This is a genomic window from Methylovorus menthalis (assembly GCF_020523625.1).
Classification (GTDB): Bacteria; Pseudomonadota; Gammaproteobacteria; order Burkholderiales; family Methylophilaceae; genus Methylovorus; species Methylovorus menthalis.
The window spans coordinates 411024-433724 of sequence record NZ_JAJAQH010000001.1 but is presented as its reverse complement, the minus strand read 5'-3'; the positions used below and the strand labels follow the sequence as shown (position 1 = coordinate 433724).

Here is a 22701-nt window from a genome sequence, read left to right as displayed (position 1 = left end):
GGTGGGCGGTGAGATGCTTAGAGGCGCTGGCACAGCGCTGGTTCTGCTATCAAGAATGCTATTTTAACTTAAATTACCCGCTAACAATAAACGAGGAGAAAAGCCCATGAAAACATGGATGTGCAATATTTGCGGCTGGCTATACGAAGAAGAAAAAGGCTGTCCTGAAGATGGCATTCCCCCCGGCACACGGTGGGAAGACGTGCCCCCCAACTGGACCTGCCCGGAATGCGGCGCCCGCAAGGAAGACTTCGAAATGATCGAAATCTGAGCATGCTGAACTTGCCTGGGCTGGTGAAATCTCATGGCCATTATTCTTCACCAGCCGCTACGCTAGTCGTGGTTGAGCATATGCGCTATCCCTCATGACCGATATTCAAAACAGTTTTCAGCTGGAGTTTGTGGCTTATTTTTCCATGCATCTGGAAAACATCCACCTGCAGATAACAGGCAGCAAAGACACCAAGCAACGTGACCGCTACATGCAGCTGATTGAGATGATCAACCAGGCGCCGTTTGAGCTGGCATTGCAGAAATACCAGCAAATTGCGCTGGCGGATGCCGACATTACGGTGTTTTCAGACTCGATGATCAAAACTGCCAAACGGCTGGCCTGCCAGGAGTTGGGGCTGCCCGAAACCTCTGCCGACCGTATTGAATAATGAAAGAGTAGCTCGCCCGGATGTTACCCGCTTACGTATTGCTCGACCTTGAAACCACTGGCGCCACGCCCCTGGTGGACCGTATCACCGAAATCGCCCTGATCCGCTTTGAAAACGGCCAGGAAGTCAGCCGCTGGCAAACGCTGGTGAATCCCGATACGGCCATTCCCCCGTTTATTCAGCGCTTGACCGGGATAGACGATGGCATGATGGCAAACGCTCCCCGTTTCAAGGAAGTAGCAGGGGAGCTGCTTGATCATCTCGAGGGCGCCGTGCTGTGCGCGCACAATGTCCGCTTTGATCACGGATTCCTTAAAAATGAATTCAAGCGCATGGGCATAGACCTTCGGCAAAAAGTGCTTTGCACGGTCAAGCTGTCGCGCAAGCTTTATCCGCAGCATCGCAGCCACAGTCTGGATAGCATCATCCAGCGCCACGCCCTGCAATGCGGCGCACGCCACCGTGCAATGGGCGATGTTGTGGCGCTGGTGGATTTTCTCCGTTCAGCGGAAGTGGAGCTGGGTCCTGTAGCCATTGCACAGGCCGCGCGTGAATTGCTCAAAGGCCACACCCTGCCGAGCGGCATTGATGCCGCCATTCTGGATGATATTCCCGAAGGCCCCGGCGTTTATCTGTTTTATGGCGATAACCAGCTGCCTTTGTACATAGGCAAAAGCATCAATATCCGTGGTCGGGTGCTGTCGCATTTCAGTGGCGACCATGCTTCCACCAAGGAGATGCGCATCTCGCAAGAGGTCAATCATATTGAGTGGATTGAGACGGCGGGCGAGTTTGGCGCCCTGATGCTGGAATCGCGTCTGGTAAAAGAACGACAGCCCATCTACAACCGCCAGCTGCGGCGCGAGCGTCAGCTATGTTCATGGCGGCTGGCAACCAGTCATGACGTCAGGCCCCTGCTCACGCTGGTGCGTGAAGAAGAAATTGATCCCGCAACACTGGGGCAACTGTTTGGCACCTTTCGCAGCAAGCGGCAGGCGGTGGAAGTCTTGCGGCAGATTGCCGAGAATCATGCCCTTTGTCCCAAAGTGCTGGGCCTTGAAACTGGCAAAGGCCCCTGCTTTGCCCATCAGCTTCGCAAATGCAAAGGCGTATGCGCTGGCAAAGAGGCCTCAGAACTGCATTACCTGCGTCTGCAACAAGCGCTCGCCGCGCACCGCATGAAAACCTGGCCCTACCCTGGCAAGATCGGCATACATGAGCAAAACCCCCTCACCGGGCAGAGCCAGCTGCATGTGTTTGAGCATTGGTGCGCGCTGGGCAGCGTGGAGGATGAGGCCAGTCTGCACCATCTTGCCAGCGCCAGAGCAGACCTGATATTTGATCTTGATACCTACAAACTGCTGCTGAGAGAACTTGCCAAAGCCACTGCCAATATCAAATGTCTGGTAACTGGCAAACCTATGATGGCGACAAGTATCTAAGTAATTAGTCTAAGTAATCAGTAATGAGGCATGAAAAGGCCGCTTGAACGATTATGGACAGACGCATACTTACAACTTACTGGCCGACATTCCGGCATTGAGGCACGAATGACCAATGAACATATGAAAATATGGGATGGCTACGCCATGGCAGCCGTTAACGCGCTGATACGCGAGCGTGATCAACGCGAAGAAATGTTAGATATAAACGCTCTATGCGTCCATGCGTCCAAACTGGCGGACGAAATGATGCTGGAGCGTGCCAAAAGAGAGAGCATCGATTCTTTTTACGGCGAAATCGAGCGCGCTATTGACGCCTAGAGGGTAAATGAGCAAGGTATTTTGATCGTGCGAGAACGATCTAAGTGGATAACCTGCAGGGCTCAATTGGAATCTGGATAACCGGCACTTGAAAAGGTCTGGTGCCAAAAAATCTGGAGCGGGCGACGGGAATCGAACCCGCGTATCGAGCTTGGGAAGCTAGCGTTCTACCATTGAACTACGCCCGCATGGGGTCGTATTCTAAATGGCGGGCTGGTGTCGTTGCAAACGAATCCTGCATATTTATTCGGCAGACTCACATATCGCCTGCATTTGGGCAATACCGCCTCAGCTTTTGCCGTAACGCTTTTTTGCCTGTTCGCGGCAGGCATTCTGTTCGTTGCCATTCAATGCTGAACATTTCTTGAGGGCATCATCCAGCTGCGCTTCAGCGCGATTGTCGGGCATGCGTTCCGCGGCGATGGCGGTGAAGGCACTGTCGCGCTCACCCCTCGCCTTGCTGATGCATACGCGTTTGGTGTCTTCTTCTATCATGCCCTGACAGGTTTGCTTGGCGACGTTGTAATTGGACTCGGCTTTTTCCTGCTCGGCTTCTATCCAGGCCGCCTGACTGCCTTTGAACAGCGCTTCCAGTTCTGCCAGCCCGATATTGCGGTTGGCGCGTGCCTGCTCAAGGCAGACCTCGCTGTCATTGCCGCTCACATGGTCACACAGGGTTTTTTCCTGCTGATAGGTCTCCTGCACCCGTACCTTGCCTGCTTCGTAATTGGGTTTGCTGATGGGGGCCGCGTGGGTGACCGAGCCCATCAGCAACAGGAGCAGGCTGGCATGGCGCATCAGATGTAGGATCTGCATGCATGCTCCTTAAGGCTTAATGCCGGGTACAGTCGCGGTTGAAGCTTTCAATCTGTTTTTCGGCTTCTTCCTTGGAAATGCCGTAAAGCTCCTGCAATTTGCCTGAGAGCATTTCGCGGTTGCCCTTGATCTGTTCAAACTGGTCGTCGGTGAGCTTGCCCCACTGTTGACGTACCTTGCCCTTGAGTTGTTTCCAGTTACCTTCTACTTGGTCCCAGTTCATGCTGATCTCCTTTGCGTGGAATGAGGAAGGAATACGCCTTGGCACTCTTGAGTGCAACAGCCTCAGATTAAAGGGAGCGAATATAGGGAGGTAGTCGGAGCGGACTGAATTGATTGTCGGAGAATCCTTACGCGGGTTTTCCTCGGCCAGCAAGGCCTCAAGTATTAAAGCACTTATTTAAGCGGTTGAAAGCGTGCATAAGTTTTACGAAAATCGGAAACCCGCTGTTCTATGATCTCGCCGGGGATGGATGGGCGTGAGGCCTGTGCCGACCCTTGCTGGGTACGCTCACATGCCAGCTTGTCTTCCTGAAAGATAAGATGGGTAAAGTGAATGTTTTCCTTCATGATGGACTGCATGATAATTTTGCCGCGTGGCGTTTGACCATCAAATTTGGCAGAAAATATCTTTGAATAGACGGTGGTGGAGTCAACACTATTCGGGCGGAAATGCTGAATATGAAAACTGTATCCCAGAAAAGAGGTAACGGTCAGATTGGGGAATACCAATCTATGTACGTAGTGCTCGAACATAAAAGGCCATTGGCCTATGTCTTTCTGGTAGCGTGACCAGCGTTCCAGCCACTTTTTATTCGCCTTGTTATTGACGGAGCTATGACCAGTAGGCGGCATATATTCCAGTGAGTCCCCCGCCTCTTGACTGAACTGTATTTCGGTGGCTTTTGCCAGGCTGGCGCGATGTACCAGCGGCACATGATAGCCCTCCAGAGAGTTCTCAATCACAATTTTCCAGTTCGCCTGAATATGGGACTCGTGAATATCAATACATTGATCGAGACCAGCCGACACCTTTGTCAGGAAATCATAGGCGTCTCCCAAAAACGCAGGCAGGTCGGATTCTCCCGGGTTCATTCGCACAAATACGAAATCGCCCGCCTTCGCTACCTCCAGTTTTTGCAGATTGAAGGCCTGCGGATTAGCCGTGACGGCAGGAAACGCTTTTTTACATGGAATTCCGACCGGCGTGCCTTCTTCATTGTAGTGCCAGCCATGATAGGGGCAGGTTAATGGCCGATTGCCACAAGGGGTGTCATGGATGATGGAGTGTCGGTGGCTGCATACATTGATAAAGGCATGCAGATCACCATGAAGGTTCTGAATAATGACGTCGCGCCCGGCCAGATTTACCCGCACGAAATCGTTATGCGCTGTCAGCTCATGCGTCAAGCCCGCATACAGCCATTGCTGGGCAAAAAGCTCGGCTTGCTCGCGGGCAAAAATGGCAGGATCGCAATAGATGTGAGGGGCGTTTGTCATGGGAGCGATTAGCGAGTCGAAAGAGGCGTCATTATTTTTGGAAAAAATAGACCGGGGCCCGAAAGCGGGCATCCAGGAACACGGCGTTTGGGGGCGATTCGGTCAGCGTGGTTGGATAATGGATGGTTGACCATGCAGGTAATACCACCCCAGGGCCAATGACGACGCCCTGACCCAAGGTGCAGTTCTTGCCGATGGTGGCGCCTGCTGAAATAACGCACTGCGCGCCTATCCAGCATGAACTGCCAATCTTGGCATCCGCATCAATCTGGGCCCCCTGCATAATCCAGGTATTGGCGCCTATATTGGCAGGGGCGAGAACGCGTGCATCCCGATCAATGAATACATTTTCGCGCAGCTTCAGGCCATTTGCGATTGATGCGCTGGAGCTGCAGAAGGATGTAATCGCGTAGCCCATCCGTTTGACATCCATATAAGCCGCGAGTCGTTGCTGGTTGAGATGTTGTTCATCGCCCACAATAAAGGCACTGACCTCCTGCTTATCGAAGGCAGGAAGTGTTTCCAGGGTATACAGCGGGATGCCATATCGCGTCGCCGTGGTCGCCTTCGCGACCACGATACCCACAATGTCGTATAAAGCCGAGCGCTCTATTTCGTGGTTAAGGCGGGCGAGTGAGGTACTTTCACCAAAAATCAGTAGTTTCTTCATCGGGTAGCGTCAGGTTCAGAAGAGCCTGTCTGGGCAAGATATGCGGCATGAAAATCAAGAATACCCGTTTCATAAGCCCCATGTATGAAGTCACTATCGCTGGACGCCAAATTGCGCTGCAAAGCTTCCAGACATTCGATGTCTTCCTGCAGAACCGTCATGTCACTCAGCAAGTGCTCCCATAGCACGACAGGCTTGTGCGGAAAGTCTGCCACCGGACGGGTTAATGCCACCATCATGTGCATTTCGGTTTTGTCAGCAGCGAGCGGGTTATAGGTCTGAATGGCAAACGAGGTGCCATCGACAACCATGAGGTTGACATTGGGAAACAGATGAAAAGTCTGGTAACGCCCCTTGCTATCCAGTTGTGCAACCAAGGTTTGCCAGTCCAGCTCGGGAGCGGACTGCATGGCAATCATGCCCATGGTTGTGGCTTGCTGCAGGCCAGCATTCTGTGAATCGTAAACGGCGTCCTTGCCATGGATGGAAGGGTCACTGGCGATATCGACCCGAAAGTGCTTGGGAAAGGTGGATTTGTGCAGGCAAGGCACATGCAAGGAATCCTTGATGTTTTCCATGCCGGTTTTCCAGTTGAAGTCACCTTCATAGCGCGTGTAAATGAACGCAGAATCCATCTGGCCGGTATAGGTCTCCAGCAGCGATGTGGTATGCGCATCAAACTGTTCTTCAATCGGCAAGGGTGCATCACTGAGATTGACGAAAATCAGGCTACCAATCACTTTTACCGGATATTGCGTGAGTCGGATGTCTTCGGTTTCCCCCTCGGCAAAATTGAATACCTTGGGATCTTTGTGCGTATGTGTAAGCTGGCCGTCCTGGTTATAACACCAATGATGGTAAGGGCAGACCAAGCCGCGGTTGCCAAACTCTTCTGACTGGATACGTGCCATGCGATGGCGGCAGATATTGGAAAACGCCCGTATCACGCCCCCATGGTTTTGCAGCACGACAGGCTTGCCAGCCAGGGTGAGGGTTCGATAGTCCAGGTGCTTTTGTAACATGGGGGTAACGCCAGCCAGCAGCCACAGACGATTGAAAATCGTCTTTAACTCCGTGTCGAACCATGCTTGCGACGTGTAATGGTGCGGGCTTAATAAAGGACGCATGCTGGCACTATATCCTTTTGAGGCAAGATCACACGCCGTAAATACATAACACGCCCGGCTCCAGGGACTGGTGGCGGAGCGACAATTGATAATCCAGCCCGGTTTCTTCTATGTACTTGAGCAGATCGGGAAAATCGGTCGCTTTATGATAGGCAGAAACAGTCAGTGTAGGCCGGTTTTTCAAAATCAGTTGGTTGGCGCCATGCAGGGCTTCCAGCTCAGCTCCCTCGATTTCGAGGCGCAAATGGGTAAGCTCGCCCAGCATATCGTCCAGGCGGCATACATGCAGGCCAAAGCCGGAGGAAGAGGACTGGTCGGTGATGGTCACGCCAGAGTCATACCCTTCAGCGTACAGATAGGCATTGCGATCAAACACGCCGAGTTCATGGCAATAAATCGGCTTGGCACCATGGCGTGCCGTGTAAGACGCGATATTGTTGGAGAGATTGATAAAGTTCGTGTGATCCGGCTCAAAGGCATGCACGGCCTTGAATTGATGGTTTACCCGTTCGGCAAAAATCAGCACTTCCTGACCATCATGCGAGCCACAATCGGCATAGACTGTCTTGCCATTGAGCTTGAGATCAATGTCAGGCGAGAAATAACGCTGGCGATAATCCCCGCAATGGAAAGCAAAATACTGGTGATTCATGCTGATAAAGGCGGCCAGCGTGTAGTAGTAGGTCTGTAGCGAAAGGTCATCAACCCAGTGGCGTTCCAGTGCCAGGAACTCATCAAAGCGGGCCAGCATGACATCCGCGTGCAGGCGATAAGAGCCGCCCGCTGCTTCCAGCCCCGGTGCATTGAGGAATTGCTCAACGCGCAATACGGTAAAGCCGGCTTGCTTGAGCCTGACCTTGTAGCGGATACCCGGATACCAAGTGCAGGTGCGGTCAACAATGAGGCAGCCTTTGTATGCTTCCGGGTTGGCAAAAAAAGTATCGGCGGTCAGTTGAGGATATCCGGCGATATGCGGATTTTTCAGGTTGTCTTTGTCATCCACGTCATGCACCAACGCTTCAATCCGCCCCCCCTTCAAGCGCACTGCCGCTTCAATCTGGTCCAGCTGCTGGCAGAAGCCCAGGCCGCGCGTACTGAACACAATAACGCGCATTTCAGCGGTATTGTTGATCAGCTCCCCGGCCATTTCCGGGAAGTAGGCATGACGATTTTCCTGGCAGCGCGCATAAATCTTCAACAGGTTATCGCGGGCCAGCTGGGTGGCGTTATCGGGTTTTGGTAATGCGCTCATAAGGCTTTGCTTTCGCTATTGGTTTCCGGTTTCCAGTCAAATCGATGGGCTGGATTTCCGATGACCGTGGTATTGGCAGAAACATGTTTGAAGACAACACTGCCAGCTGCGACGACAGCATTTTCCCCTATACGGGATTTGGCAGTGACGACCGAGCCGGGGTGAATGCGGGCGCCGCTGGCAATGCTCACATTACCTGCAATCAGGCAATGGGCGCCGATTTCCACCCAGTCGGCAACATCGGTATCGTGGGCAATCGCGGTGTAGCTGCTGACGGTCACATGTTGGCCGATGCGGCTATCCGGTGAAAGACTGGCATAAGGGCCGATGATGCTACCTTTCCCAATCGCAGCAAAGGTAGACACAGCCGCCAGCGGATGTACCAGCCGGATAAATTGTGCGCCCTTTTCAATCAAGGGCTCAGTATATTTTCGACGATCAGCCGGATTGCCTATGGCGCACAAAAACACATCATCTGGTTGTGGCATGTAACTTAAGGGATCACCCAGCACCGGGTAATCACGCCGGTAACGCAGGCGTTTTTCTACGGTATAGTCCATGGCATCAGGCAATTCTGCAGCGTGTGTTGCAAAGCCATCCAAAATGCCGGGACGGTTATCCAGAAACCCTTTGATCACCCAGTCCAGCTGGTGGGAAGGGTTATCAATGGCCATCATCAATACCTCTCTACCGAAACCACTGGCGCCAATAATGATTAAATTTTTCATGCGCTACGCTCAGCTCATCATCAGTGGGTAATCCCGCCATCCATGATCAGTGTGGTACCGGTGATCCAGCGGCTGGCAGGTGAGAGAAAGAAAATGGCCGCATTCGCAACATCTTCCGGCGTCCCCAGGCCCAGAGGATGAATGGCCCGTTGCTGATCCAGCCATTCGCCAGTGGGCATGTTGGCACCAGAGCCATGTAGCATGGGGGTTTCAACCAGATCGGGTGCCAGGCAGTTAACCCGGATGCCACGTTTGGCGGTTTCCAATGCCAGACAACGGGCGGCAGCAATCAGCGCGGCTTTGGTACCGGCATAAATACTGGTTCCGTGTACTCCGCGCACGGCCGCCGTGGAGGACATGAAGAGAACGGCGCCATCCTTGTTGAGCTTGTTCTTTGCCAGCAGCTGATTGGTGAGCAATTGCGGCGTAAACACATTGATGTTGTAGAGGCGCTCGATGAATTCGCGTTTGGCCATGCGGGCTGGCATGGGGATGGAAATACCGGTGCAATGTACAACGCCGTCGATGTTGCCAGCCTGCTCGACGGTGGCCGTGATCGCATCATCGGTGGTCAAGTCGCCGAGTATGGTGACGTGACCGCTGCCTGCCAGTTGGCTCAGGGTTTCCTGAAGGCGCTCCGGGTTTCTGCCACAGATAATCAGGGTGGCGCCAGCCGCTGCACAGGAAATGGCAATCTGTCGGCCCAGGCCCGATGAGGCGCCGGTAACCAGAATGCGTTTGTTCGCCATGGAAAAAGGATTATTGATCTGCGTCATGATTATTGGGCACTAATCTGGCACGTCAGGCCGCCATCCACATACAGGGTAGCGCGCGTAATCCAGCGCGAAGCCGGGGCGAGCAAGAAAACAGCACTATTGGCGACATCTTCCGGCACGCCTTTCCCCAAAGGTGGTTCGGTCACGGTCGCCATGCTGCCGCCCATGCCTTGTTCAGCCAGGCGTTTCAGCATAGGCGTTTCAATGTAGCTCACCGCCATGTAGTTCACGCGTATCTGTTGTTTGGGCCCCACTTCCAGAGCGAGAGCACGCCCTGCTGGGCGCAATGCAGCCTTGCTGGCAGAGTAGACACTGGACGCTTTGGTGCCGATATGGGCGGCAATAGAGCCTATGAAGACGATGGAGCCTTCTTGGGCAATTTGCTTCTTCGCAAGTAATTGCTGGGTAAGAAGCAAGGGCGCATCCAGATTGATGCTGAAGTCGCGGTGGATGAAGTCTTCATCAATCTGCCGGAATAGTCGCACGGCGGCTGTGCCTGCACTATGCACCAGGCCATCAATCACGCCCGCCTGGCTTACTAGGGCTGCACGCTGTTCTGCGCTGGTAAGGTCAGCCGCCACGCAGATATGGCCTTCACCTGTCATGGCGGCACGTGTTTCTTCCAGGCGTGCGCTATCGCGCCCGGTGAGCACTACCTGGGCGCCAGCGGCGGCGGCGCCAATCGCCACGGCTTGTCCTAATCCGGACGAAGCCCCCGTCACCAATACCCGCTTGCCATGCAGGCTGAATGCGTCAAGGTTGAGTTTGCTCATATTTCAATCAAAGGGGGAAGATAGGCATTCTCGATTTCCAGGATGCAGGATGCCCAGGATAATCCCACGCCAAATCCTGATAGCAGAAGACGCTGAGGGCCCTGGGCCAGTGCTTCTTGCAGGCGCGTGTTGATGGTCACAGGAATCGATGCCGAACTGGTATTGCCAAAATCCTTGAGAGACATCGGTACTTTTTCTGCTGGCAGGCCCAGTTTTTTGCGTATGGTTTCGTTGATCATGCGGTTGGCCTGATGGAAAACAAAATAATCAATGTCTTCCAGGCCGAACGGAGAAAATTCAACCAATTCCGCTACTGCCACGGGTACTTCGCGTATCGAGAAATTAAGGATGGACGGGCCATCCAGTATCACGTCTGTGCCCTTGCGCGAGATGCCATCGGCACCCGGCAGGCGCTCCAGGTGGTGCGGCTGTATAGGTACGCGTTGACCACCAGCTTCAATAATGATGGCTTTATGACCACTGCCATCGCTACCCATATTGAAATACATTGGCGGGGCAGCTTCATCAAACTCAAGAGCAGTGGCGGTTGCAGCATCGCCAAACAGCGAGAGCAGGCCATTGTCGAGTGACAGCGGGTTGGATGACTTGTCGCCTACCAGCATGATGCCGCGCTTCAAGCCGTGAGCAGAGAGCATGGAGCCAAGCGTGAAGAGGCCATAGGCATAGCCTGAACATCCCAGGTTGATATCAAATGCCACCGTGCCATGCGATAGGCCAAGCTTATCCTGCAGAATGATCGCGGTGGCTGGAATAGGGTAATCGGGGGATTGTGTCACCACAATCAGGGCGTCAATAGATGACTTTTCCCAACCCAGGCCCGCAATCAGTTTTTCAGCAGCGACCAGAGCCAGGTCGGAAAATACCACGCCCTCCAGGCAGACCCGACGGGTTTCTATCCCAATATTACGTACCAGGCGCTCACGTTCAGAGCGCTGCTCTGGCGGGCAATCCTGCACATTGGAGAAAGCACGTTCCGGGACACAGGTGGTGAGTCCACGGTAGCGGATATTGCGGAGGACAGATTGAGCCATGGCTTAGGCGACCAATTTGTAAATGTCAGTGATGGTCTGGCAGTTGGAAAGGTCATTGCCAGTGATAGTTTTTTTGTATTCCATATCACACATCACGATCACCCCCAGCGCTGCGAGCGAATCCCATTCAGGCAAGGTTTCAAGTCTGGTATCTGCCGACACTTCAACAGGCTCCTGAAAATCCACTGCTTCATTGAATTTTTCGATGAATGTTTCAATTGTGCTCATAGCGACCTTTATACGATTTATAGAGAGAGATGGAAGAGTCTGGATTTATTGTCGTCTTTAAATTTATTATCGACAATATACCGGATTTATTTAGGGGTATTTCAGCGGGTGCCTTGTGGAACGTGCCTTTGGAGGCCATGCCAGTCAATGCAAAGCGTTCGGCTTCATAAAAACCTTGGCTATGGATGATGTTGAGAGGCAGGCTCATGCGGCCACCGCCATTGCCACATGCTGGCTCACTTCCGCCATTTGCCCCTTGGTCAGCATGGGGAAAAATGGCAGGCCGATAAGGTCTGCACTCACCGCCTCTGCCATGGGGGTAGGCAGATGCACAATCGGGCCGACCTTGGCCGCATGCTGATGCAACAAGGGTTGATACCAGCGTCGGGTGCCGATCTTGCTGACGGCGCATAGCTGCTCAAGTTTGCTGCGACGCCCACTGCTACCCAGCCGTACGCTAAACGTCGTGGGGCTGGCGGGAGCGGGGCCCTGTTGCCAGATCAGTGCATCACCGCACGCTTGTTGCAGGGTTTCCCGGTATTGCAGAAACACGGCATGCCGCATGTCGGCCTGTGCTTGCCAGTTATTCAGGCTGGCCAGTCCGACCGCTGCGTGATATTCAGATAATTTGGCATTGGTGCCGGCGTAACTAAGGTGCCCCACCGGATGATCCGTATCAGGACTGAGATTAATGCCGAAATTGCTCAACTCCTTGATCATGCGGCGTTGGCTGGGCTGGCCCGTTACCACAAAGCCCCCTTCCCCCGCCGCCAGCGATTTAGTGGCATGCATACTGAAAACGACCGGAATATCTACCGCCTCTACCCATTGTGAGCCATAGGCCGCTGCGGCATCGATAATCACACGTACGCGATTGCGCTGCTGCCATGTGCTCCATGCTTGCGTATCTTGCGCCTGACCGAAGGTGGCAACGGCAATGACGGCCTGGCAATCACTCTCTCGCAGGCAATTGTCCGCAATCTCTGGCGTCAATAACCAGCTGTCAGGATCAATATCGCAAATCACGGGCAAATGACCCGCGCGTAAAATGGCGGTCAACGTGGCGACAAAGGTGAGCGCCGGAACCAGGACACGCGAACCTGGTGGTAACTCCAGGCTGCTCAGTGCCAGCTCAAGCCCGGCGGTTGCACTGCTGACCGTCACTACCTCGAGTGGCAGCGATGCATGAATTGAATAGTCTGTCGCCAGACGTTGTTCCAGCTCTTGTACCAAGGGACCGAAATTGGAGTAGTGGCGACTAAAGTCTATCCTGTCCAGAAAGGGTTGCAGTGCCAGCCGGTCGGGCAGTTGGGGAACCAGTAATGGGATGCCTTGGGGATTCGACATGCTTATCCTTTGGCAGGGCCGCCGCCGGCACGCAGAGCCGCTATCTTTTCTTCCTGCGCGGGTGTCGCTGCCTGAAAGTCATGAAACAGGTTTTCACCCAGTAGGTAGTTATGCCACAGCCTGCGGTAAGCAGTTTCCAGCTCGGTGCAGCGCGTCTGATAATCCATCAGCACACTGTCCAGCATGCGCTCGCGGATAATGCTTCGCATGGAGGCGAGTTGCTCGGGGTTATCCAGCAATCTCAGAATGATCTCGATATAGTCGTCATCGTTTTGGGCGATCCATTCATTAAATCCCAGTCCTGCCAACGTACATGCCGTGGCGGACGAGACAGCTTCGTCTGCATCCAGCGTCACCACTGGCAATCCCATCCAAAGCGTATGCAGAGTGGTTGTGCCACCTGACACCGGTGAAGTATCCAGTGCCACATCCACCAGACTCCCACGTTCCATGAACTCATCCAGCGGTACCATGGGCGAGACGATGATGCGATCCAGCGGCATATCCAGCTCGACCAGTCGAGGCTCAATGGTGTGGATGGCGTCGTCGATGGTGTTTTCCTGTACATGCAGCAGGAGCTGGATGTCTGTACGTCGCTCCATGATGCGCTTCCATAGTCGCAGCATGTGATCGGTGACTTTACGCGAGCTGTTGAGACAGCCGATGGTAGGCGAAGTGCCCTGCAACATGGGTGGAGTTTCCACCAGCGGTGCATGGGCTGGCGGGATATAGCTGGCCATACACGCCAGGCGATATAGTTTTTCCAGATAGTAGGCTTCGTGCCCAATCGGATCTGCACTGTAATCCGTCAGCCGGTAATCCATGGCTTGCATGCCCAGCGTGCCCCCCATGTAGCCCAGCCATGTCACTTGTACAGGCGCGGCGCGGCGAGCGAATACATATAGACGATGACCGTAGGTATGGCCCGAGAGGTCTACCAGCACATCAATCTGCTGTGCGCGTATCAGTTTGAACAAGGCATCGTCGTCCAGTCTGGAGACATCATGCCAGTGCGGCACCAGGGATTTCAGGTGGGCCGTCGTGTCATCTGGATGCATGGTGGTGGAGAAGACATGCACCTCCATCTGTGCCGGGTCATGATGCCGGAATACGGGCTCCATAAAAAAAGCGATGGCATGGTCGCGCATGTCCCCGGAGACATACCCAACCTTCAGCACGCGATCCGGGTTGCGGTTGTTCAGCATTGGCGGGCTCTGACGGGCCAGCGGGTCAGCAAATCGTTGCCCCCATGCCTGATAAAGCTGGAGCTTGCGAGCGGGATCTGGCTGGCTGATGGAATGAATGTTGGCGCGGTCTATGGCATAGGTCGCGTTATCCGGCTGCATCTCCACGGCTTGATCAATAAAAGCACGGGCTTCATCCAGCTTGCCCAGATAAAAATACGAGATCGCCAGGCCATAAATCGCATCGACATTGTGTGGGTTCATACCCAGCACAAACTCCATGGTCTCGCGCGCCTGCTGGTATTTCATGGTGCGGAGGAATATTTTGCCGATGCGGACCCAGGTCGGTACCTGATCGCCTTCGAGGGAGAGTGAGGCAGTGTATTTGCTCAAGGCCTCAAAATAGTCCTGCTCCGCTTCCGCTTTGAGCGCTTCCTGGAATAATGTTGCAGACTTTGAAGAGGGCGATTGAGACACTATTTAACTGGCCTTGGTCTGTTGTAATGCGGAACGCCTGTGTGCTTCCGACTCTGGCGAAGCCTATATCCTAGGGGATATAGCGTCAAGCCAATTGCTAGTGTATGGCGACATACGTTGTCAGCTAGCTTAATATGAAAGCAAGCCCGGTAAAGGCGGTAGCAATCGTGTAAAAGTCCCGTTATTCAAGGTATCACTAATCCTTGCGATGCGCGGGCGATGATTTGCTAATTGCCTGCTAACCTACGTAAAATACCTTTCCTCGCGGTTCTTGAAGCTGCGGTCCCATATTCCTGGCTTCTCTAAAACGATTAGGCTGTAATTCAATTGATTCATCTGACGATCAACGGTAATTCCCGGCAGTTCGATGTGGCAACCCTTACGGTGGCTGAGCTGGTACAAACCCTGGGCCTCACGGGCAAGCGTCTGGCGATTGAGCGCAATGGCGATATCGTGCCGCGCGGCCTGTTTGCCGATACGGCCCTGAATGATGGGGATAAACTTGAAATTGTAGGCGCTGTAGGAGGCGGTTAACGCGTTATGGATACACTCAATATTGCTGGCAAGGCTTATCAGTCACGACTGCTGGTGGGCACAGGCAAATACAAGGACTTTACCGAAACCCGTGCGGCGATTGATGCCAGCGGTGCCGAAATCATTACCGTGGCGATCCGTCGCACCAATATCGGCCAGCATGCTGGCGAGCCCTCCTTGCTGGAATACTTGCCGCCGGAAGAATTTACTTACCTGCCGAACACCGCGGGCTGTTACTCGGCGGATGATGCGGTGCGTACCTTGCGTCTGGCGCGCGAGCTGCTGGATGGGCACAGGCTGGTGAAGCTTGAAGTGCTGGGCGACCCGACCACGCTGTATCCCAATGTCGTTGAAACGCTCAAAGCCGCTGAAACCCTGGTCAAAGAAGGTTTTGACGTCATGGTCTACACCTCGGATGACCCCATTATTGCCAAACAGCTGGAAGAAATTGGTTGCTGTGCCGTGATGCCATTGGCATCGCTGATTGGCTCTGGCATGGGGATACTGAACCCATGGAATCTGCAGATCATCATCGAAAACGCCAAGGTGCCGGTGCTGGTGGATGCCGGCGTGGGTACGGCATCGGATGCGGCCATCGCCATGGAGCTGGGCTGTCAGGGCATTCTGATGAATACTGCCATTGCCGGGGCGCACAACCCGGTGTTGATGGCGAGCGCCATGAAAAAGGCCGTGGAAGCGGGTCGCGAAGCCTATCTCGCCGGGCGTATGCCGAAAAAACTCTATTCTGCTACGCCCAGTTCTCCTACCACCGGCATGATTGGATAAGCGTGGAGTCATCCCGCCGTTACCAGTTTACCGTCAGTGTGGTGAGTGCCTACTTGCCGGATCAGTCCGATGAAGCCGAGCCACGCTATGCCTTTGCCTACACCGTGACCATCATTAATACCGGCACTGAAACCGCGCAACTCATCAGCCGCCACTGGATCATTACCGATGCCGATGAGTCCGTGCAGGAAGTGCGTGGCCCGGGCGTGGTGGGCGAGCAGCCTACGCTGAAGCCTGGTCAGCAGTTCCAGTACACCAGCGGCACCGTCATGCGCACTTCGGTTGGTTTCATGCGCGGCACCTATCAGCTGGTGGCCGAGGATGGCACTGCGTTTGAAGCCGAGATACCGGCATTTACCCTTTCCATCCCCCGTACTCTGCATTAAGGTTGTTGTCATGCATGCTCGTTTGATTGTTTTATTGGCCGTATTGCTGACCGCCTGTGGCAGCCAGCCGCAAAAGCCCACTCAGCCAAGCCCCAAGCCTGCGTGCGATTGTCCTGCCTTGCCGATTCCGTTGCCGGAAGAGCCCAAGCCTGCCCCGGAAAAACCAGCGGCACCGAAGATTCCAGAGTATGGCCTGCTGAAACCATCCAGCTGGGATGCGCTAAGTGCGCTTGAGCAAGATAATCTGGTGCAAGCGTGGCCCGCCTGGCTGCAGAGCTGCTCGACCCTGAAAACCCGTCAGCCCTGGCAGGCTGCCTGCGCCGCTGCCCAGAATATGATCAATCCGGATCAGGCTAGTATCCGCAGTTACCTGCAAACCTATTTTGATGTCTACCAGACCACCAATGTGGATGGCACCGACGAAGGCCTGATTACTGGCTATTACCAGCCCTTGTTGCGCGGCAGCCGCCTGCCGACAGCCGCCTATCGCTATCCGCTCTACAGTCGGCCGGATGATCTGATTACGGTGGAGTTGACGAGCCTGTTCCCCGAGCTTGCCAACAAGCGGGTACGCGGCCGCGTGGTGGGCACCAAGCTGATTCCCTACTACGACCGCGGTGAGATTGAATCCCCACAAGGCCCGTTGCGTGGGCGCGAGCTGTTCTGGGTAGAAGATATTGTCGAGCTGTTTTTCCTGCAGATTCAGGGGTCGGGGGTGATACGTCTGGACAATGGCGAGCAAGTGCATGTGGGCTATGCTGACCAGAATGGTTTCCCTTATCAGTCCATCGGGCGCTTGCTGATTCAGCGCGGTGAATTAACCGCGGATAAGGCGTCCATGCAGGGCATCAAAAACTGGGCAAGCAATAATCCAGACAAGTTGCGCGAGCTGCTCAACAGCAACCCCAGCTATGTATTTTTCCGTGAATTGCCGCCAGGTTTGCCAGGCCCGTTGGGGGCACTGGGTGTGCCTATCCTGGCTGAGCGTGCGGTGGCGATAGACCCGCGCTTTGTGCCGCTGGGCGCGCCGGTGTTTCTTTCTACCACTTACCCCAACAGCAGCAAGTCGCTTAACCGCCTGATGATGGCACAGGATACCGGCGGCGCCATCAAGGGTGGCGTGCGCGCTGACTTTTTCTGGGGAGCGGGAAATGATGCCGGTAGGCAAGCCGGTGCCATGAAGCAGCGTGGCAAGATCTGGGTATTGCTGCCGCATGGCTTCCCATTGCCAACGGCGGCTCCAGCACCTTAATTCCAATTCCTTTGATGGATCAAAAAGCCGCTTTTAAGCGGCTTTGTTTTTTTGGGCGCTATGTTGTCAGGCTAAGCCGCCCAGGCATAAGCATCCATCGCCAGAAAACCATAGGTGTGCTCAGGTTGATAGCGTATCGCCGGGCCGCGTGCTGCGCCCAGCGCCACAAACAGCGGCAGTATGTGATCCTCTTCCGGGTGCGCCAACACACCATTGATCGACTGCGTACGATAATTCAGCAGTGCCTCATCGTTCTTGTCGACAATGTTATCCCCCACCCAGTTGGCAAACTCCGTGACATAGGCCAATGAGCTGGTGGTGCGTTGCACTTCAAACAGGTGGCGCAGGTTATGGGTGATGGCACCCGAGCACAGCAGCATGACGCCGCTATCCTGCAGCGATGCCAGCGCCTGCCCCATGCGGTAGTGGCTGGCCGGGTCGCGGTGACCCTGGATCGAAAGCTGGGTCACCGGAATATCGGCATCCGGATACATCAGCATCAAGGGCACCCAGGCGCCGTGGTCGAGTCCGCGTTTGGGGTCGCGCTGGATGTTGAATTGGGCTGCCGTCAGCAGCTCCACCACTTTTTCTGCCAATTCCGGGCAGCCGGGTGCCGGGTATTGCATGTCATACATGGCTTTGGGAAAACCGCTGAAGTCATGCAGGGTATCTGGTTGCTGCACAAAGCTGACGCGGGGTTCTGGCGTATCCCAGTGGGCGGACACCACCAGAATGGCCCGCGGACGCGGCAATGACAAGCCCAGTTTATGCAACATCTCACCGGTCTTGCCCGGGGCCATCGCCAGGGTAGGTGCACCATGTGAAATAAAAAGCGTCGTCATTACCGTATCCTGCCAGGCTGCATTACTTGAAAATGGATGAAGCTTACTTGCGATTATCCAGGCTGAAACCACCGGCGCCATAAGCCACGATCAGCAACAAACCGCCGACGATGGTGAAGTTTTTCATGAACATTACCAGCTGTATCTGATTGCTGAAATCCGTATGGAACAAGAACGCCGCTGCCAGCGTAAAAATCGCGATTCCTGCCGCAGCAAATTTCGCCTTGAAGCCCAACAGCAATGCTAGGCCCAAGCCCAGCTCTACCAGCAGGGCGATGGCATAAGCCACCTCGGGGAATGGTGCGCCTACGCTACTGATGTAGCCTATGGTGGCATCAGGTGCCGCCACTTTGCCCAGACCGCTAATAATGAAAATCAGTGACAGCAATACTCTTCCAGCAAAAGTGAGCCAACGGTTGCAAGGGTTCATGCTTTAATCTCCTGAGATATAGGGGTGCTGCTCTGGCATTTTAGCGGCAAAGACAAGACTGGTGGGGATTCGGGATGACGCAGTGATGATTTCCCGGCAGGGGACCGAGAGCTGAGGAATTCAGCGTTGGAACGTCCAAATAAAAACGGGAGCGCTGGGCCCCCGTTCATGTTGTCGCAACGTTAATATTAACGATTGCAAACGTACATGGTCACTTCAAAACCGAAACGCATTTCGGTAGCTTCTGGCTTGGTCCACATAATCGTTTCTCCTTTCGTTGAGGTTTCGTCCGATGCACTCACATGCTTCTAACGTGAGACAAACTGTACGCTCCTCGAGAACGGCTTGCATTGTGTTAGTCATGAAATGGAGCTCATGATTTTCATGAGAATCACATTGTTATGCACATTGAAAGTTTAGTAACCTTTGTTCTTGTCTGCGGAGTTTTCCAAGGCTTCGCCGCCCTTCTGAATGTCTTTGCCGGCGCCGCTCATGGTATTACAGGCGGTCAGCAGCATGAATGAGCAGAGGCAGAGGATGCTTACGATTTTATTCTTCATGGTGTATCTCCAGTCGCAAATTTAAGGGCATTCACACCTGATCAATGTAACGGGACCTCTGCCGTCCAACATTCAGTGCGCGGCTGAAATCGGTGTCAGACAGCACCTACTTTTTTTGCCATAGACGTTGCGCTGCCAATAATCCAATCGCCACAAAAACCACCAGGCCGACGGCTACCGTGGAATGAATGACCGGCATGCCTTGCTTTTCCAGCAAGGTATACAAGCCTACCATCAACAACATGCAGATATTTTCAAACAGGTTTTGCACGGCAATGGCGTGCCCCGCCCCTACGCTGGCGTGGCCGCGCTCCTGCAGCAGGGCATTCAACGGTACGACATAGAAACCGCCGCAGGCGCCAATCACAATCAGTGCGGCAATCGCCCAGTAAAGATTGGAAACATAGGCAAAGCCCACGATCAGCAAACCGATCAGTACCCCGGCGGGCAAGGCGCGGTTCACCGAATGTAGTTGTACATAGCGGGCGGCGGCAAATGCGCCCAGCGCGATACCGATGGCAACACCGCCACTCAGATTGGCAGGCGTGCTGAGATCGGCGATGCCCAAGGCAACCGGCACCCAGGCCACCAGCAGAAAGCGCAAGGTGCTGCCTGCCCCCCAGAAGATACTGGTGCCGATGAGCGAGAAGCGCGCGTCCGGGTTTTTCAGCAGCGTGCTGGTGGCGATGACAAAATCCCTGACCAATGCTGGCAACGACACCCGGCTCAAGGCATGGGCGGCAGGCAGGCGCGGAATGAAGAGATTGGCGAGGGCCGCGACCAAGTAACAGCCAGCAATGGCGGTGAGGGCACCGGTGACGGAGTGATCTGCCAGCCAGCCGCCCAATACGGCGCCCAGTAGAATGGCGACGATGGTAGAGCCTTCCATCATGCTGTTGGCTTTGACCAGATGTTGTGGCCCGACCAACTCGCTCAGGATGCCGTATTTTGCGGGGGAATAGGCGGCGGCGCCCAGCCCGACCATGCCATAGGCCAGCAGGGGATGCAGTCCGCACAGCATAGCAGCGGCACCGATGAACTTCATGCCATTGGCAATCAGCATCACCCGGCCTTTGGGCAGGGCATCGGCCAGAGGGCCAACGAAAGGGGCGAGCACGATAAAGGCCACCACAAAAAACTCTTGCAACAAGGGCAGCTGCCAGCCTGGCGCCGATTGCGATTTGAGCAGGGCAATCGCGGCAAACAGCAGGGCGTTGTCTGCCAGGGCAGAGATAAACTGGGCGATCAGAACGGCAGTCATGCCGCGCGCAGGAATCGCCGATGGGGTGGAGGTGGAATGCATGCAAACTCCCTGGTTTTTATGGTTGGCTTGAATGGGTGGCTTAAATGGTTGAAGGGTGCCTTAAGCCCGCATCGACAAAGGATGGGGCTTTATTGCTGGCCGCAGATATCCGGCTCATGCCTCGGCCGCCATGGTGCGCAATGTCACGTAATCTGTTTTGCCCGTCCCCAGCAAAGGCAGGGCTTCCAGGGAAATAATTTTTTTCGGCACCGCCAGATCTGGACTTCCCAGCTTGCGGGCCGCCGCCTGCAGGCTATCGCGGCTCAAGCTGGTATCGGTGCTGAACAGCACGATGTTTTCACCACGCTGTGCATCCGGCTGGGTGCTGGAAGCATGCTGATGCTCGGGCGAGGCTTCGTGTGCCAGGACTTCCACTGTTTCCAGCGACACCATCTCCCCGGCAATTTTGGCAAAGCGTTTTACCCGGCCCAGAATGCGGATAAAGCCCTGGGCATCAATATCCACCACATCGCCAGTGTCATACCAGCCATCCGCAGGCGCTTTTAGCACGCCCGGCTGGTCATACAGGTAATACCCCATCATGACGTTGGGGCCACGCACCAGCAGACGTCCGCCATGCGCGATGCCGGGGATGCTTTCCAGCCGGGTTTCCATGCCGGGTAGCATGCGGCCCACGCTACCCGGCTGGTTTGCCATGGGGGTGTTGACCGCCAACACGGGTGCGCACTCGGTGGCACCATACCCCTCCAGAATGCGAATGCCGAATTTATCCGCCCAGACCTTGCGGACTTCTTCATTCAGCTTTTCTGCTCCGGCGACTACGTAGCGCAAGCGGTAGAAGTCATAGGGGTGCGCGAATTTGGCATAGTTGCCCAAAAAGGTACTGGTGCCGAACAGCACCGTGCAGCCACGGTCGTAAATTACTTCGGGAATCACCCGGTAATGCAGAGGGGATGGATAAACGAACAGCTTGCTACCCGTGACCAGCGGCATGATGGCTCCGCAGGTAAAACCAAACGCATGGAACAGCGGCAGGGCCATCATGAATTTATCGGCAGGCGAGAAATCGATGATGGCGGCAATCTGGGCAATATTGGACAGGATGCTGTGATGCGAATGCACCACGCCCTTGGGTTTGCCTTCAGAACCCGACGTGAACAGCACCACGGCCGCGTCGTGCGGATTGGCATGCGGTACTGCCAGTCGTGGCAACCATAGCGCAAAGCCCATCAGCCAAAGTTTGTCCCATCCGTTCAAACTGGGTAGCAAATCTTCCAGGTAGACCAGATGCACATTTGCTAAACCCGCTACCGTCTCTTCCAGCTTGGCGGCCGTGATGAATTTGCGTGAGGAAATGACGGTGCGGATATTGCCAGCGATGATGGCATTTTGCAGCCCCGAGCTGCCTGCCGTGTAATTCAGCATGGCGGGGACGCGCTTGAATGCGCTCATGCCGAAAATGAGGCAGATGGTATTGGTGACATTCGGCATCAGCACGCCAACGGTTTCTCCAGCGCTGGTAATCTTGGCGCTAAGGCGCCCCAGCGCCAGGCTCTTTTTCAAAAGATCGCCATAGGATTCCTCGATCTGTTGCATGTCTTCTACCAGCCGGGTGCGGCGGCCATGAATGGAAATGGCATCCAGCAGGGAGCCAAACAGTGTTTTGACCGGGCGCGACTTGAACAGCATATCCTGCATGATGTCGCGCATGCCTTCGCCAGCCAGCTTGCGGCGGGCTCTGGCATTGGCGGCTTCCGGTATGGGGAGATGCGTGGTTGGCAAAATGGTGAGCGACACTTTGGGGAAAAGCTGGCGCGGATAATTGCCACCGGAAAGACGGCTGAAATAACTGCGGGCTGCGCCATCCACGCGCACTGGCAAGATGGTGGCGCCAGTTTTGGCGGCAACGAAACCCGGGCCGTCGTACACTTTCATCAGGCTGCCGGTCAGCGTGATACGGCCTTCGGGGAAGATCACCACATTCTCGCCTGCATCCAGCAGGCGAATGATTTGTTTCATGGCGAGCGGATTGCTGGGGTCAACCGCCAGATGCGGCACCATGCGCAGGATCAATCGGAACAGCGGGCTCTGCAATACGGTGGTGTGTACCACGAAGGTCGCGCGCACTGGCAAAAAAAGCCCGAGCAGCAAGCCATCGAGAAAGGATTCATGGTTGGCCACAATCAGCAGCTTGTGCTGTTCCTGGTTTTGCGATGGCAGATGTTGCCTGCCCCTTACTTCAACACGAAACAGTAATCCACAGACCAATTTTAAAAGCGTTGCCAGCATGAA

General features: G+C 54.7%; 27 protein-coding genes and 1 tRNA gene. 8 read left to right on the top strand and 20 right to left on the bottom strand.

The window, feature by feature from the left end:
* Positions 1–106: 106 nt before the first annotated feature.
* From LG204_RS01990 to LG204_RS01975, 4 genes are all read left to right on the top strand, one after another.
* Positions 107–271 (top strand): rubredoxin, encoded by a 165-nt coding sequence (locus LG204_RS01990; protein WP_230335709.1) that lies wholly within the window; start codon positions 107–109, stop codon positions 269–271.
* 94 nt (positions 272–365) lie between these two features.
* The gene (locus tag LG204_RS01985) at positions 366–662 is read left to right on the top strand and encodes a hypothetical protein (protein ID WP_230335708.1); all 297 of its coding nucleotides are present in this window, start codon (positions 366–368) and stop codon (positions 660–662) included.
* Between the two features lie 20 nt (positions 663–682).
* Positions 683–2104 carry a 3'-5' exonuclease family protein gene (locus LG204_RS01980; RefSeq protein ID WP_230335707.1) on the top strand — a complete coding sequence of 474 codons (1422 nt, stop codon included), beginning with the start codon at positions 683–685 and terminating at the stop codon, positions 2102–2104.
* Positions 2105–2212: 108 nt separating this feature from the next.
* Positions 2213–2425 carry a hypothetical protein gene (locus LG204_RS01975; protein WP_230335706.1) on the top strand — a complete coding sequence of 71 codons (213 nt, stop codon included), beginning with the start codon at positions 2213–2215 and terminating at the stop codon, positions 2423–2425.
* Between the two features lie 114 nt (positions 2426–2539).
* On the opposite strand, the gene LG204_RS01970 is transcribed toward LG204_RS01975, so the two are convergent.
* From LG204_RS01970 to LG204_RS01905, 14 genes are all read right to left on the bottom strand, one after another.
* Positions 2540–2613 (bottom strand) — tRNA-Gly (locus LG204_RS01970).
* Positions 2614–2713: 100 nt separating this feature from the next.
* The gene (locus tag LG204_RS01965) at positions 2714–3241 is read right to left on the bottom strand and encodes a hypothetical protein (protein WP_230335705.1); all 528 of its coding nucleotides are present in this window, start codon (positions 3239–3241) and stop codon (positions 2714–2716) included.
* Positions 3242–3257: 16 nt separating this feature from the next.
* A complete protein-coding gene (locus LG204_RS01960) occupies positions 3258–3464 on the bottom strand; it encodes a CsbD family protein (protein ID WP_230335704.1) in 207 nt (68 codons plus the stop codon).
* 173 nt (positions 3465–3637) lie between these two features.
* Entirely contained in the window at positions 3638–4741 is a 1104-nt protein-coding gene (locus tag LG204_RS01955; protein WP_230335703.1) for an aromatic ring-hydroxylating oxygenase subunit alpha, read from the bottom strand.
* A gap of 31 nt (positions 4742–4772) precedes the next feature.
* Positions 4773–5411 (bottom strand): DapH/DapD/GlmU-related protein, encoded by a 639-nt coding sequence (locus LG204_RS01950; RefSeq protein ID WP_230335702.1) that lies wholly within the window; start codon positions 5409–5411, stop codon positions 4773–4775.
* A complete protein-coding gene (locus tag LG204_RS01945) occupies positions 5408–6538 on the bottom strand; it encodes an aromatic ring-hydroxylating oxygenase subunit alpha (RefSeq protein ID WP_230335701.1) in 1131 nt (376 codons plus the stop codon). The genes LG204_RS01950 and LG204_RS01945 overlap by 4 nt, the downstream gene beginning before the upstream one ends.
* A 28-nt stretch (positions 6539–6566) precedes the next feature.
* The gene (locus LG204_RS01940; protein ID WP_230335700.1) at positions 6567–7790 is read right to left on the bottom strand and encodes an FkbM family methyltransferase; all 1224 of its coding nucleotides are present in this window, start codon (positions 7788–7790) and stop codon (positions 6567–6569) included.
* Positions 7787–8518, bottom strand: coding sequence for an acetyltransferase (locus tag LG204_RS01935; RefSeq protein ID WP_230335699.1), 732 nt, complete (start codon positions 8516–8518; stop codon positions 7787–7789). The genes LG204_RS01940 and LG204_RS01935 overlap by 4 nt, the downstream gene beginning before the upstream one ends.
* A gap of 20 nt (positions 8519–8538) precedes the next feature.
* Positions 8539–9294 carry an SDR family NAD(P)-dependent oxidoreductase gene (locus LG204_RS01930; RefSeq protein ID WP_230335698.1) on the bottom strand — a complete coding sequence of 252 codons (756 nt, stop codon included), beginning with the start codon at positions 9292–9294 and terminating at the stop codon, positions 8539–8541.
* Positions 9295–9296: 2 nt separating this feature from the next.
* Positions 9297–10067, bottom strand: coding sequence for an SDR family NAD(P)-dependent oxidoreductase (locus LG204_RS01925; protein WP_230335697.1), 771 nt, complete (start codon positions 10065–10067; stop codon positions 9297–9299).
* Entirely contained in the window at positions 10064–11119 is a 1056-nt protein-coding gene (locus LG204_RS01920) for a ketoacyl-ACP synthase III (protein ID WP_230335696.1), read from the bottom strand. Before LG204_RS01920 ends, LG204_RS01925 begins: the two co-directional genes overlap by 4 nt.
* A gap of 3 nt (positions 11120–11122) precedes the next feature.
* Positions 11123–11347 (bottom strand): acyl carrier protein, encoded by a 225-nt coding sequence (locus LG204_RS01915; protein ID WP_013443488.1) that lies wholly within the window; start codon positions 11345–11347, stop codon positions 11123–11125.
* A gap of 204 nt (positions 11348–11551) precedes the next feature.
* Complete coding sequence (locus LG204_RS01910) at positions 11552–12694, bottom strand: DegT/DnrJ/EryC1/StrS family aminotransferase (RefSeq protein WP_230335695.1); 1143 nt, start codon at positions 12692–12694, stop codon at positions 11552–11554.
* A 2-nt stretch (positions 12695–12696) separates the two neighbouring features.
* Positions 12697–14355: an O-linked N-acetylglucosamine transferase, SPINDLY family protein gene (locus tag LG204_RS01905; RefSeq protein WP_230335694.1), complete on the bottom strand. Its 1659-nt coding sequence runs from the start codon at positions 14353–14355 to the stop codon at positions 12697–12699.
* A gap of 327 nt (positions 14356–14682) precedes the next feature.
* Here LG204_RS01905 and thiS point away from each other — a divergent pair, with 327 nt between their 5' ends.
* From thiS to mltA, 4 genes are read left to right on the top strand one after another with little or no spacing between them, the layout of a single operon-like run.
* A complete protein-coding gene (gene thiS / locus LG204_RS01900; RefSeq protein WP_230335693.1) occupies positions 14683–14889 on the top strand; it encodes a sulfur carrier protein ThiS in 207 nt (68 codons plus the stop codon).
* A 6-nt stretch (positions 14890–14895) separates the two neighbouring features.
* On the top strand, positions 14896–15675 hold the full coding sequence (locus LG204_RS01895; RefSeq protein WP_230335692.1) for a thiazole synthase: 780 nt from the start codon (positions 14896–14898) through the stop codon (positions 15673–15675).
* A 2-nt stretch (positions 15676–15677) separates the two neighbouring features.
* Entirely contained in the window at positions 15678–16061 is a 384-nt protein-coding gene (apaG, locus tag LG204_RS01890) for a Co2+/Mg2+ efflux protein ApaG (RefSeq protein WP_230335691.1), read from the top strand.
* Between the two features lie 10 nt (positions 16062–16071).
* Positions 16072–17313: a murein transglycosylase A gene (gene mltA / locus LG204_RS01885; RefSeq protein ID WP_230335690.1), complete on the top strand. Its 1242-nt coding sequence runs from the start codon at positions 16072–16074 to the stop codon at positions 17311–17313.
* Positions 17314–17384: 71 nt separating this feature from the next.
* Here mltA and LG204_RS01880 read toward each other — a convergent pair whose 3' ends face one another.
* The 6 genes from LG204_RS01880 to aas form a co-directional block, all read right to left on the bottom strand.
* Entirely contained in the window at positions 17385–18155 is a 771-nt protein-coding gene (locus LG204_RS01880) for a DODA-type extradiol aromatic ring-opening family dioxygenase (protein WP_230335689.1), read from the bottom strand.
* Positions 18156–18198: 43 nt separating this feature from the next.
* On the bottom strand, positions 18199–18585 hold the full coding sequence (locus LG204_RS01875) for a DoxX family protein (protein ID WP_230335688.1): 387 nt from the start codon (positions 18583–18585) through the stop codon (positions 18199–18201).
* A gap of 188 nt (positions 18586–18773) precedes the next feature.
* Entirely contained in the window at positions 18774–18845 is a 72-nt protein-coding gene (pqqA, locus tag LG204_RS01870) for a pyrroloquinoline quinone precursor peptide PqqA (protein WP_013440845.1), read from the bottom strand.
* A gap of 156 nt (positions 18846–19001) precedes the next feature.
* Positions 19002–19145, bottom strand: coding sequence for an entericidin A/B family lipoprotein (locus tag LG204_RS01865; RefSeq protein ID WP_230335687.1), 144 nt, complete (start codon positions 19143–19145; stop codon positions 19002–19004).
* 106 nt (positions 19146–19251) lie between these two features.
* Positions 19252–20448: a lysophospholipid transporter LplT gene (gene lplT, locus LG204_RS01860; RefSeq protein ID WP_230335686.1), complete on the bottom strand. Its 1197-nt coding sequence runs from the start codon at positions 20446–20448 to the stop codon at positions 19252–19254.
* A 114-nt stretch (positions 20449–20562) separates the two neighbouring features.
* Positions 20563–22698 (bottom strand): bifunctional acyl-ACP--phospholipid O-acyltransferase/long-chain-fatty-acid--ACP ligase, encoded by a 2136-nt coding sequence (gene aas / locus LG204_RS01855; protein WP_230335685.1) that lies wholly within the window; start codon positions 22696–22698, stop codon positions 20563–20565.
* Between the last annotated feature and the right edge of the window lie 3 nt (positions 22699–22701).